Origin of the sequence: Gordonia sp. CPCC 205515 (genome assembly GCF_048537925.1) — a bacterium.
Classification (GTDB): Bacteria; Actinomycetota; Actinomycetes; order Mycobacteriales; family Mycobacteriaceae; genus Gordonia.
Window position 1 is genome coordinate 69,158 of the sequence record NZ_JBCLVJ010000020.1, and the last position, 12,322, is coordinate 81,479.

Genomic DNA, 12,322 nt, shown 5'->3' on the forward strand with positions numbered 1-12,322 from the left:
CGTTGGGGCGTGGACAAAACTGTGCCGATTGCCGATCCGGTGGATGTGCCGGACACCGTCGACGACCCCGGGGAGACCGGGCCCACGGTCCGGCGCGACGTCGTGTGCGTCCTGATCGCCGCAGGCCTCGTCGCGACGGCCGCGTTGGTCCCGCTCGTGCTCGTCCCGTCGCTGAAGGGCACCATCTTCGCGCAGGCTCCTCCGCTGTTCGCGCACTGGCTGCCGCATCTCGGCATCGGCACTGCGCCGGCGATCCTCATCGTGATCGCGGTGGTGGCGTGGCTGCCCTCAAATGCGCACACGTTGGGCTGGAACCGGTTGTTGCTTGTCGGGTGGGCGACGGCGGCGGCGTGGACGGTCAGCCTCGCGTTGGTCGACGGCTGGCAGCGCGGTGTCGCCGGCCGACTCGAGCGTCCGGACGAATACCTCTCGGCGGTGCCCGGCGTCCGGGCGATCGGGCCGATGCTGCACGACTTCGCCCGACGAATCCCCGATTACCAACCGGATTCGTGGACGACGCATGTGTCCGGCCACCCGCCGGGTGCGCTGCTGACGTTCGTCTGGCTCGACCGGATCGGATTGGGCGGTGGCGGCTGGGCCGCCGCATGGGTGGTGCTTGTGGGGACCAGTGCGGTCGCCGCGGTGCTGATCACGGTGCGGCGCATCGGGTCGGAAGAGTGGGCGCGGCGGTGTCTACCGTTCCTGGTGCTGTTCCCCGGCTGGGTGTGGGTGGGGGTGTCCGGTGACGGCTACTTCATGGGAGTCGCCGCCTGGGGTGTGGCGCTCCTGGCGATCGCCGCGACCACCCGCCACACGGTGTCGATCCTGACCGCCCTCGCCGCGGGAGTACTGTTCGGCTTCGCCATCTTCCTCAACTACGGACTCGTCCTCATCGGCGCCGTCGCGCTCGCCGTGCTCATCGCGGCCCGCACCGCACGACCGTTGCCGGTCGCCGTGATCGGTGCGCTGGCGGTGGTCGCCGCGTTCCGGCTCGCCGGGTTCTGGTGGTTCGACGGCTATCACGCGGTGGTGGTGCGCTACTACCAGGGCATCGCCAGCGAGCGGCCCTTCGCGTACTGGGGGTGGGCGAACCTCGCCGCCGTCGCGATCGCCGTGGGTCCCGCCACGATCGCCGGGCTCGGCCGGCTCGGGCAGCGCGACATCTGGCGACACGGCCCCGCGCTCCTGGTCATCGGCGGGCTGGCCGCGATGCTCGCCGCCGACCTCAGTGCCCTGAGCAAGGCCGAGACCGAACGCATCTGGCTGCCGTTCTCGCTCTGGCTGATCGTGGCCACCGGCCTACTGCCCCGCCGCCACGTCCGGGTCTGGCTGGTCGCGCAGGCCGCGGTCGCGCTCGCCGTCAACCATTTGTTGTTAACCTACTGGTGACGCGAAAGTTGATGATCGATGCGGATTCTCGTGGCCGACGACGACCCCGTCGTTGCTGATGTGGTCAGACGGTACCTGGAGCGCGACGGCATGACGGTGCTGCTGGCCGGCACCGGCGCCGCCGCGTTGTCCATCGTCGCAGAGGGCGCCGTGGACCTGGCCATCCTTGACGTGATGATGCCCGAGGGAGACGGCATCTCGGTGTGCCAGACAATTCGTCACGGCCCGCGACCCGACCTGCCGATCATCATGCTGACCGCACTCGGCGAAGCCGAGGACCGGGTCGCCGGACTGGAATCGGGCGCCGACGACTATGTCGCGAAACCGTTCAGCCCGAAGGAACTCAGCCTGCGGGTGCGCTCGGTGTTGCGGCGCGCCCAGGCCACTCCGGCCGAGGGCGCGGTCACCGAACTGGCCGACGGTGGCATCCGGGTCAATCTCGCCGGCGACGCGGTGCACGTCGATGGCACCCCGGTGTCGACCACGAAACGGGAGTTCGACCTGCTCGTCTTCCTCATCCGCAACCCCGACACCGTCTTCACCCGGGAGGAATTGCTCGAGCGGGTGTGGGGGTGGAACTTCGGTGACGTATCGACGGTGACGGTGCACGTGAAACGGTTACGCGCGAAGCTCGGCGATGCCACTCGGATCGAAACGGTGTGGGGTCGCGGCTACCGGTGGACGCCGGCCGATGCGACCCGGGAGGAGACCCGGTGACCGCGAGCACCGCGCACATCCTGCTGGTCGCCGTCGCCATGACGGCACCGATCATGCTCCTCGGCACCGCGCTGTTGTTCCTGATGCGTGGGATGTCGTTGCGCGCCAACATGGTCGTCATCGTGCTGCTCCCGTTGGTGGCCACCTTCGTCGGGGTCCTCGGCGTCAGCGGATTCATGTTCACCGGGGACATCACCAAGATCGCGACGGTGCTCGCGGCGGTCGCACTGGTCACTGCGCCGGCCGCCCTCTATCTCAGCCGCGCGCAAGCGAAACGCACTGTGTGGGAACGTCAGATGCGCGATCAGGAGCGGGCCGCCGAACGGTCCCGCCGCGAACTCATCGCCTGGGTGAGTCACGATCTGCGCACCCCCCTCGCCGACATCAAGGCGTTGGCCGAAGCACTCGGCGACAGTGTGGTGACCTCACCCGACGAGGTGGTGGATTTCGCGCGCGAGATCGACGTCAACACCGTCCGGCTATCGCAGATGGTCGACGACCTGTTCGAGATGTCGCGTATCCATTCCGGTGCTCTCCGTCTCGATTTCGAGCCGTTGGACGTCCGCGAGGTCGTCGACGAGGTGGCCGGCGCGCTGACTGCCGCGGCCCGCCGCGCCGAGGTATGCCTCGACGTCGACCTGCCGCCGACTGCCGTGCCGGTCGTTGCCAGTTCGACGGCCCTGTCGCGGGTACTGACGAATCTCGTGGTGAACGCCATCGCGCACACCCCGCACGGCGGATCGGTCCGCATTCAGGTCGCATCCGGCGGCACCGACGTCACGATCGGCGTGACCGACACCGGCGGCGGCATCGCCGAGGAGGACCTGCCGCGCATCTTCGAGATGGCCTACCGCGGCACCGCCGCCCGGACACCGGTCAACAGCGCCGGACTTCCCGTCGGTTCCGGGATGGGACTGGCGATCGCCCAGGGTCTCGTCGCCGCCCACGACGGGCTCATCGTCGCATCGAACACCGACGCGGGCAGTCGATTCGAGGTGACCCTGCCCGGCGGCACGGCGCGTCCGAAAGCCGCGTCGGTGACCCGGTCAGCCGACACCCACCGACGGCCGTAGACGAGCGTCGGCGAACTCGCGCAGACCCTCTTCGGGTGAGATGCATGCGGCAAATCCGAGGGTGGCCCGTGCGCGTGCCGGGTCGGCGACGATGTGCCGGACATCGGCGGGGCGCACCTCGCCGGTGATGACCGGTACCGGGCCGCCGCGGTGCCCGGAGAGGATCGTCGCCACCTCGCCGACCGAAACAGGCTGTCCGGAACAGATATTGAGTGGTGTGAACTCCTGGCTCGGACGGGCGAGCAGCAGCTCGATCGCGGCCGCGTTGGCGGCCGCGACATCCGATACGTGCACGAAATCCCGCATCTGTCCGCCGTCCTCGAACACCATCGGGGCCAGTCCGCGCTCGAGTCTCGAGCGGAAGATCGACGCCACCCCGGCATAGGGTGTGTCGCGCGGCATGCCGGGGCCGTACACGTTGTGATACCGCAGGGCGATCGCCGATCCGCCGGTGGTGATGGACCAGGCGCGAACGTAATTCTCCTGCGCCACTTTGCTTGCCGCATAGATGCTGGTCGGGGTCAGGGGTGCGTCCTCGGTGGTCAACGCCCACGACGTCGGACGGCCGTCGGGGAGGTGCGGCTCATAGTCGCCGGCATCAAGATCGGCACGCCGACGGGCCGGCGGGTAGGTCACGAGTTCGCCACCCGGACCACGCAATGCGCCGTGGCCGTAGACCACCATGGATGATGCCAGCACCAGCCGCCGACATCCGGTGCGGTCCATGGCGGCAAGCAGGGTGGCGGTGCCCAGGTCGTTGTGTCCGGCATAAAGCGGTGCGTCGGACATGTCGGTGCCCATGCCGACCATCGCGGCCTGGTGGCACACGACGTCGATGCCGGCCAACATGTCGGTCAGCGCATCGAGATCGCGAACGTCGATCCGTCGGATACCGCGTGGCGCCGCGCCGGACGAGTGTGCCTGCGGAATAAGCGCGTCCACCGCAACGACATCGACCCCTCGGCGGGCGAGCAGCTCTCGGATCTGGGAGCCGATGAACCCGGCGGCACCGGTCAACAGCACGCGGGTCACGCGGGCACCCCGAGGAGGGCATCGACATCGTAGTCGGCCTGGGCGCAGTCACATGTGGTACCGGGGTCGATGTGGCCGACCGACTCCTCCAGTACCGCAATGAGTTCCGGTAGGTGACGGGCGAAGCGAGCGAACACCTCGTCGGCGGTGACGCCGTCGCCGCTCGCCACACCCGCGTCGAGATCGGTGACGAGACAGGCTGTCGCGTAACACATCTGCAGCTCGCGAGCGAGGACCGCCTCGGGATGTCCGGTCATGTTGATCAGCGACCACCCCTGCCGCGCATACCACTGACTTTCCGCCCGGGTGGAGAATCGCGGGCCGTCGATCACCACCATGGTGCCGCCGTCCTGGACGTCGGTGCCGCTTGCGGTCAACGCGGAACGCAAGCGGGCGCAATACGGATCCGCGAACGCGGTATGTACCGGGCCGGGCATGCCCGCGGCGAAACCGGTGCGATCGAAGTAGGTCTGGGCCCTCCCTGAGGTCCGGTCGACGAGTTGATCGGGGACCACGATGCTGCCGGGCGCGACGTCGGACCGCAGGCTGCCCACCGCCGACGCTGCGACGATCGCGCGGACACCGAGCGATCGTAGCGCCCACAGGTTCGCGCGGTAGGGGATTTCGTGCGGGAGGTACTCGTGGGCCGTTCCGTGCCGGGGCAGGAACACGATTCGCCGTCCGCTCACTGTCCCGACGGTCACCTCCGCCGACGGATCGCCGAATGGGGTGGTGACCGCGCGGGTGTCGAGGTCGGTGTCGGCCGCCGAATCGGCGAGCCAGCGGTAGAAGCCGGAGCCGCCGATGATGCCGATCGCGGCGTCCGAGGTGTGATTGTCGGTGAGCATGATTCGATCGTGGCCCGCTGTCGGCGCGCTGACCATGGTCTCGGCGACTTGGTCATACTTTCGTCACGGCTGCGGGTGATCCAAAAACGGACATTTCGGACCAGGTTGTCACTAGGCTGACCTCACCAGCACTGGAGGTACCGATGTCGCGACCGGAGAAGCCTGACCAGGAGGAGCGCCCGAGCCGGAGGGGTGACTTCGACGAGGTCGAGGAGCGTTCCGCGGGTGAGCGGGCCGAAGAAGTGGCGCCCCGTCAGCGAATGCGGCAACGGATCGGCCTGGTGGCGGGCGTGGTGCTGGCCGTCGTCGTGTATCTGGCGATGCCCGACGATGTCGACCACAGCGCACGGTTGACCGCGGCCACCGCGGTCCTGATGGGTCTGTGGTGGATGACCGAAGCCATCCCGATCCCGGCGACCGCGCTGCTGCCGTTGATCATCTTCCCGATCTTCGACTCCGACGTCGCGGTGAACGACGTCGGTGCCGCCTACGGCAACAGCATCATCTTTCTGTTCATGGGCGGCTTCCTCATCGCCCTCGCGATGCAACGATGGAATCTGCACCGCCGCATAGCGCTCGTCACCGTACGCGCCGTGGGAACCAAGCCGACGATGGTGGTCGCCGGTTTCATGATCGCCACCGGATTCCTGTCGATGTGGGTCTCCAACACGGCTACGGCCGTGATGATGATCCCGATCGGTGTGTCGGTCCTTGTCCTGGTTCTCGACATACACAACTCCGCCGGGCCCGAGGGCGAGGAGGCAGATGCGGAGACCATCACCGAAATCGTCGTCAAGAGCAATTTCGGCACCGCACTCATGTTGGGCATCGCCTACGCGGCGTCGATCGGCTCCCTGGGCACCATCATTGGCACCCCGCCGAACACCTTGCTCGTCGGCTACCTGGAGGAGCAGGGGATCACCATCGGTTTCCTCGAGTGGATGATCGCCGGCGTACCCCTCGCAGTGATCTTCTTGGTGATCACCTGGTACATCCTCACCCATGTGATGTTCAAGCCGGAGATCGACGACATTCCCGGCGGTCGGCAACTGATCTCCGACGAACTGACGTCACTGGGATCGATGTCGAAAGGTGAACGGAGAGTAGGCATCATCTTCGGTCTCGCCGCGCTGTCCTGGATCTGCGTGCCACTGATCTGGGACGACAATCCGCCGATCTCGGATACGGGGATCGCGATCACGGCTGCGGTGCTGCTGTTCCTGCTGCCGAGCGGGGTGACACCGGGTGTGCGGTTGCTCGACTGGGAGACGGCCGTCAAACTCCCGTGGGGTGTGCTGCTGCTGTTCGGCGGCGGACTCGCACTCTCGGCACAATTCGATTCCAGCGGACTGACCGACTGGATCGGTGAGGTGGCTGCCGGACTGGACTCGATTCCGGTGTGGCTGTTGGTGGTTGCCGCGGCCGCAGCCATCATCTTCCTGACCGAGATCACCAGCAACACCGCCACCGCGGCCACCTTCCTCCCGGTCGCGGGCGGCGTCGCGATGGGTATGAATCTGGATCCTCTGCTGTTGACCGTCCCGGTGGCGCTCGCCGCGACGTGTGCCTTCATGCTCCCGGTTGCGACGCCACCCAACGCAGTCGCGTTCGGCAGCGGGTACGTGACAATCGGTCAGATGGTCCGCGGTGGCGTGTGGCTCAATCTCATCGGCATCGTGCTCATCACCATCGCCACCTACACCGTGTTCGCATGGGCGCTCGGAATTACGCTGTGACACAACACTAGGAGAGCTCCGAGCGGAGAAGTTCAGCTCCAGCGGCGAGCGCGATCATCTTGTCTCGTGCGACGCGTCGAGGCAGCGGCGCCATCCCACAGTTGGTGCTGGGATAGAGCTTGCCTGGGTCGACAAAGGGGAGTGCGTTGCGCAGCGTGGTGGCGACCTCTTCGGGCGTCTCGATCGTTTCGCTCGCCACATCGATCGCTCCCAGCATGACCTTCTTGCCCCGAAGCAGTTCGGTGAGATCGACAGGCACCCGCGAATTGTGGCTCTCGAGCGACACGATGTCGATCGAGGACTGTTGCAGCAGTGGAAACGACTCCTCGTACTGGCGCCACTGGGCCCCGAGCGTTGCCTTCCAATCGGTGTTGGCCTTGATGCCGTAGCCGTAACAAATGTGCACGGCGGTTTCGCAGCCAAGCCCCTCGGTGGCGCGCTCGAGCGCCGCGACGCCCCAGTCCTTGAGTTCGTCGAAGAACACGTTGAACGCCGGCTCGTCGAACTGGATGATGTCGACGCCGGCTGCTTCGAGGTCTTTTGCTTCTTGGTTCAGGATCGTCGCGAACTCCCACGCAAGCTGCTCTCGACTCCTGTAGTGGTCGTCGTAGAGCGTGTCGATCATCGTCATCGGCCCGGGAAGAGCCCATTTGATCGGCTGGTCGGTCTCGGCGCGAAGGTGCTTCGCGTCCGCGGCAAAGACCGGATTCTCGCGGCTCACCGCGCCGACAACTGTGGGGACGCTCGCGTCATAGCGGTCGCGAATGCGCACGGTCTCACGTCGATCGAAGTCGACGCCGCTGAGGTGCTCGATGAACGTGGTCACGAAATGCTGACGCGTCTGTTCACCATCGCTGATGATGTCGAGCCCGGCGCGACGCTGCTCATGTGCTGCGAGCGTCTGGGCGTCGAGTTTCCCGTCGCGCAGCTCGTCGTCTCGCAACTTCCACGGTGACCACAGCTTCTCGGGCTCGCACAGCCATGACGGTTTGGGCAGGCTACCGACGATCGTGGTGGGCAGGAGTGTGTTCATCTCGGGTACCTTTCTCATCTCGCGCGGTCAGGCGGGTTGCTTGGTAGCCCACTGTTCAATAACGGCGCCATACGGTTTCATGAGATTGAGCTCGGTGAACTTTCCCTGCGTGGTCGCGAGCTGCGTGCGCTCGACACGGTCGTAGCTGACCTGCGGCAGTGAATAGTTGCCGTTGTCGAGACTCGGCTGGTAGACCTCCGACGCCGCAGTGTTCGCGTTGTAGATCTCTGGACGGTAGATCTTCTGAAACGTCTCCATCGTCGCGATCGTGCCCGCGAGTGCGAGGAACGAATAGTCGTTGAGCAAGTCGCCGCGGTGGTAGAAGGCCAGTGGGGCCACGGACCCCGCAGGCATGAAATAGCGAACGCGCAGACCCATCTTCCCGAAGTACTGATCGGTGAGTGACTCCTCATCTGCCACGTACTCGACCCCGAGAATCGGGTGCGTATTCGTGAGCCGACGGTACGTTCGCGACGTCGACACGCTGATGCAGATGACCGGCGGCTGCGAGAACCGTTCGCGATATTCGTCCGATTCCACAAAACGCTGAAAGACCTGCCCGTGCAGATCGCCGAAGTCGCTGGGGATTCCCGTCGCCTGGTGGCCCGGGAGGCGAACGCTGAAATCGTAGTCGCGGATGTAGGAGGAGAAGTTGTTTCCGACGATGCCATCCGTTCGGGCGCCCGTAGTGGTGTCGAGGATGTCGACGTCGAGCACTTCGATCACCGGAAACGCAGGGTCATCCGCGACCGACGCGAGATGCAGATCTACCGAGACGATGTCGAGTTCGAGTCGATAGCGGTCACCACGCGGATTGTCCCAGTGCACCAACTCGTTGACGCGGGTGTTCATCATCGTGACCGCGTTGCGCAGATTCTGTCGACGATCCTCGCCGCGTGCGAGATTCGCGAAGTTCGTCGTGCTACGCGAGTTGGTCGACGGGGTGTAGTCCTCGTCGAAGCGGGTCGTGCCAATGCGGAAAGCACATTCGTTCGTCATAGTGATCAGTTGCCCCAATCGCTTGCGCTGAGTGACGCGACGGGCACGCCGGCGCACGGTCCACTCTCTGGTGGTGGCCACTCTATGGAGAAACATCGCCATAGCCTAATTAGCATTTTTGATCGCTGAACATAGGCATTGGCTATGTCAGGAGGTCGACTCCGAACCCCTCGACGACGTCGCGCATCTCAGCGACGAATCGCTGAGCCTGGGCGGTCAACGAGACCGAGGCATGACCGATCCAGCCGATCTCGATGCGCTCGTCCACGTCGAGCGGAACGGCGACGATCGACGGATCCAGGTCGTCGGAGATGATGCCGGTCGAGATGGTGTACCCGCCAAGGCCGATCATGAGGTTGAAGATGGTTGCCCGATCGCTCACGCGGATGTCTTGCTTCGAGGACCGGGTAGAGAGGATTTCTTCGGCGAGGTAGAAGGAGTTGTTCGCACCTTGGTCGAACGTGAGCCGGGGCAGGTCTTCGAGATCGTTCAGTGTCACACTCTCTCGCCGTGCGAGGGGGTTGGTGCGGGCGATGAAGATATGCGGCGACGCCAGAAACAGTGGCGTGAAGGCCAGCCCGGCTTCACGGATCAGCTTGTTGATCACGTTGGCGTTGAACTCATTGCGATAGAGCACACCGATCTCGCTCCGCAAGGTGCGAACATCCTCGATGATGTCCCACGTCCGGGTCTCGCGAAGACTGAACGAATACTCCGCGGCCTCAGACGCTTTCACCATGCGGGCGAAGGCATCGACGACGAACGAGTAGTGCTGGGTCGATACGGCCAGGAGTCGACGCGAGGGCCCGCGGCCGAGGTACCGCTGTTCCAGGAGTTCGGATTGCTCGACCACCTGGCGCGCGTAGCCGAGGAACTCCGCTCCGTCTTCGGTGAGGGTCACTCCCCGGGTCGAACGCACGAAGAGTGTTCTTCCCAAACGGCTTTCGAGGTCCTTCAGTGCGGCGGACATGGTCGGTTGCGCGACGTAGAGCAGGTCTGCCGCGGCACTGATCGATCCCTCCGCCGCGACTTCCACGAAGTATCGCAACTGCTGCAGGGTGATTCCCCGCACCGCTCCCGCGACCTGCCGTGCCATGGCACGAGCCTATCGTGCGGTGGTCGTGGAGTTGGTCCTCGATCCGCGGCCAGGTTGCGAGCCGGTGGGATGCCTTCGTTCAACGCCGGCGTGGTGACCGGGCCGCGCGAGGAGATATATCGGCGGTGAGGTGGGCGGCTCAGCGTGCCGCCGCGCGGGTTGCCGCATCGAAGAGTGTCCAGAGTTCCCGTTTCTCGTCGTCGACGACGGCCCCCTCCCGGATCCGGACGAGTGCGGCGTCGAGAGCTGCGCGGAGGGTACCCGCCAGGATCGCCGGATCGAAGGTGCGGAACTGACCGGATCGCTGTCCGGCGGTGAGGATCTCGGTCACGTCATCCATCTCGGTCTGGTGCTCACCTTGTTTAGGCCGCGATTTCTCGGTGGTGCGGTAGATCGCTGACAGCGCTGTCATTTCGCCCGGATACCGGGCGTAGAAGTCGAGGCTGCCGGTGATGAACTCGCGCAGCGCATCTCGCGGCGACGGTGCCGTCTGGACACGGTCGGCGAGTGCACCGCGGGCGAGTTCGTACACGTGGCCCACGACGGCGTCGAGCAGTGAACTCCGGTCACGGAAATGATAGGTCACCACCCCGCGGGTGACGCCCGCCCGCTCGGCGATCTGCGAGATGCTCGCGCGCTCGGCACCGACCTCGGTGATCACCTCGATAGCGGTGTCGATGAGCTGGGTGCGCCGGGCGCGATGGATGTAGGTGTCGTTCTCGACGCGGGCGGATGGCACGAATCTCCTGTTCTGGGCGTAGTGATTTCGGGTCGGGCGATGTCATAGCCAGAAGTCGCACTGGTGGTCGGTGGAGTAGTCGACGTCGCGGGTGGCGGAGGTCCCGAACTGCAGTACGCGGGTGGTGTTCTCCGCGGTACGGGTCACCTGAGGTCCGTTCGGGATATCTGGTGTCCCGGTGCGCGCGAACGTGGTCCAGTAGTCGATCAGCTGATCGGCGATCTGTTGTTGTCGCGGCGAACTGAGGAGATCGTGTCCGCCGAGGTCGAAGTAGTACGGAGTGTCGGTGGCGTGGGCGGCGCCCTGCGGAATAGTGGTGATCTGGTTGACGTTCGGTGCGTTCGCGTCGGCGAATTCGTACACATAGGTGGGGGCTCGACGCGACATCACTCGCGCGCCGTCGAGCGTCGGGCACGACCACACGGCATCTGTGGTGACGGTCGACCACGCGATCCCCGGACTCGGGAAGTCACGCAGCGGGTAACGGGACAGCACCTCGGGTGCTCGTGGACCGAAGGCCGTCGTGACGAGTTGCGGATAGGTGAGGGCGGTGACCGCATCAGGTTGTACGGCGAGCAGACCCCCGACGAACGATCGTTGTTCGTCATGGTTTCCGCCGGTGATGACCGGAATCGATTGCTGTGCCCCCTGTCTCAACGCATCGGCGGGATCGGTCGGGAGGAGGTCGGTACCGTAGGTGAGTTGGTCGGAGAACTGGTCGTCGACCGTCAGGAGGCGGTCGACCGGCGCTTTCCGCAGGCAGTCGATCATCTCGGTGCCGCCGCAGCCGAGGCCTTCGGCCGCCGCGGTGCTGGTGGCGTGGTTGTCGGCGACCGAGGTGTACGGCGTGTGTGCGGGCACACCCGGATACAGTGCGCCGTCCGGCCAGTGCAGCATGCAGGACCCCGAGGCGAGGATGGCTTTGTCCAGCAACCCTTTCGACGCCGGCGAGGTGAGTGCCGCGCAAGCCGACATCGCGCCCGCCGACTCGCCGAACACGGTGACGTTGCCGGGATCTCCACCGAAGGCCGAGGCGTTGGCTTTGACCCAGTGGAGGCTCTGGATCTCGTCTGCCAGACCGAAATCACCGCCCCCGGTCATCCCGGGCAGGCCGAGATAACCGAACACGCCCAGACGGTAATTGATCGTCACGACGACGACGTGCCCGCGATCGGCGAGCCGCTGTGCGTCGTAAGCGCTTCCGGCGCCGCTCGTATACCCGCCGCCGTGCCACCACACCATCACCGGCAGTCGGGTGTCGGAGTTGTTCTGGCGGGGTGTGGTCACGTTGAGGGTCAGGCAGTCCTCCGACGGTGCGGGATGGTCGCCGGGCACCGGAAGACTCTGCGGGCACGGACTGCCTGCGTGGGTGCCGTCGACGACGGCGTCCGGTGTGGCGACGGCACGCGGCAGCGTCCACCGCTGCTCGCCGGTCGGCGGGTGTGCATAGGGGATGCCGAGGAACTGGCGCCCGCGCTCGGAGGTGATGCCGTGGACGTGGCCACTGGTGGTTGCCACGTCGATTGCGGTGGGATTCGTGTGCTGTTCGGGCGCCGTCGAGCAGCCGGCGATCGTAGCCACCGCCAGGATCACGCCCGCGAGCAGGCGTCGGGGTGCGTTGAGGTTTCTGAGTGTTGGCCTCATTATTCCCACTATAGGC

Annotated in this window: 11 protein-coding genes; 4 read left to right on the forward strand and 7 right to left on the reverse strand. The window is 65.7% G+C overall.

Features of this window, described 5'->3' with window-relative positions; translation table 11 throughout:
- Nucleotides 1–39: 39 nt before the first annotated feature.
- Genes AAFP30_RS25800 through AAFP30_RS25810 form a run of 3 tightly spaced genes read left to right on the forward strand, consistent with a single transcriptional unit; the run spans nt 40 to nt 3,179 of the window.
- Nucleotides 40–1,389 (forward strand): hypothetical protein, encoded by a 1,350-nt coding sequence (locus AAFP30_RS25800; RefSeq protein ID WP_419232960.1) that lies wholly within the window; start codon nt 40–42, stop codon nt 1,387–1,389.
- 18 nt (nt 1,390–1,407) lie between these two features.
- Nucleotides 1,408–2,106: a response regulator transcription factor gene (locus tag AAFP30_RS25805; protein WP_419232901.1), complete on the forward strand. Its 699-nt coding sequence runs from the start codon at nt 1,408–1,410 to the stop codon at nt 2,104–2,106.
- Between the two features lie 38 nt (nt 2,107–2,144).
- Complete coding sequence (locus tag AAFP30_RS25810) at nt 2,145–3,179, forward strand: sensor histidine kinase (RefSeq protein ID WP_419232961.1); 1,035 nt, start codon at nt 2,145–2,147, stop codon at nt 3,177–3,179.
- Here the strand turns inward: AAFP30_RS25810 and AAFP30_RS25815 are convergent.
- Together AAFP30_RS25815 and AAFP30_RS25820 are read right to left on the reverse strand one after the other, a co-directional pair.
- On the reverse strand, nt 3,153–4,211 hold the full coding sequence (locus tag AAFP30_RS25815; RefSeq protein WP_419232902.1) for an NAD-dependent epimerase/dehydratase family protein: 1,059 nt from the start codon (nt 4,209–4,211) through the stop codon (nt 3,153–3,155). The genes AAFP30_RS25810 and AAFP30_RS25815 overlap by 27 nt on opposite strands.
- Nucleotides 4,208–5,059, reverse strand: coding sequence for an S-methyl-5'-thioadenosine phosphorylase (locus AAFP30_RS25820; protein ID WP_419232903.1), 852 nt, complete (start codon nt 5,057–5,059; stop codon nt 4,208–4,210). The genes AAFP30_RS25815 and AAFP30_RS25820 overlap by 4 nt, the downstream gene beginning before the upstream one ends.
- 143 nt (nt 5,060–5,202) lie before the next feature.
- Between AAFP30_RS25820 and AAFP30_RS25825 the strand changes: the two genes are divergently transcribed.
- Nucleotides 5,203–6,795 (forward strand): SLC13 family permease, encoded by a 1,593-nt coding sequence (locus tag AAFP30_RS25825; protein ID WP_419232904.1) that lies wholly within the window; start codon nt 5,203–5,205, stop codon nt 6,793–6,795.
- Between the two features lie 7 nt (nt 6,796–6,802).
- On the opposite strand, the gene AAFP30_RS25830 is transcribed toward AAFP30_RS25825, so the two are convergent.
- The 5 genes from AAFP30_RS25830 to AAFP30_RS25850 all read right to left on the reverse strand — a co-directional run bounded on the left by AAFP30_RS25830 (nt 6,803) and on the right by AAFP30_RS25850 (nt 12,306).
- Nucleotides 6,803–7,828, reverse strand: coding sequence for a methionine synthase (locus AAFP30_RS25830; RefSeq protein ID WP_419232905.1), 1,026 nt, complete (start codon nt 7,826–7,828; stop codon nt 6,803–6,805).
- A 27-nt stretch (nt 7,829–7,855) separates the two neighbouring features.
- On the reverse strand, nt 7,856–8,827 hold the full coding sequence (locus tag AAFP30_RS25835) for a putative oxygenase MesX (RefSeq protein ID WP_419232906.1): 972 nt from the start codon (nt 8,825–8,827) through the stop codon (nt 7,856–7,858).
- Between the two features lie 142 nt (nt 8,828–8,969).
- Nucleotides 8,970–9,923, reverse strand: coding sequence for a LysR family transcriptional regulator (locus AAFP30_RS25840; RefSeq protein ID WP_419232907.1), 954 nt, complete (start codon nt 9,921–9,923; stop codon nt 8,970–8,972).
- Between the two features lie 139 nt (nt 9,924–10,062).
- A complete protein-coding gene (locus AAFP30_RS25845; RefSeq protein WP_419232908.1) occupies nt 10,063–10,662 on the reverse strand; it encodes a TetR/AcrR family transcriptional regulator in 600 nt (199 codons plus the stop codon).
- Nucleotides 10,663–10,704: 42 nt separating this feature from the next.
- The gene (locus AAFP30_RS25850) at nt 10,705–12,306 is read right to left on the reverse strand and encodes a carboxylesterase/lipase family protein (protein ID WP_419232909.1); all 1,602 of its coding nucleotides are present in this window, start codon (nt 12,304–12,306) and stop codon (nt 10,705–10,707) included.
- Between the last annotated feature and the right edge of the window lie 16 nt (nt 12,307–12,322).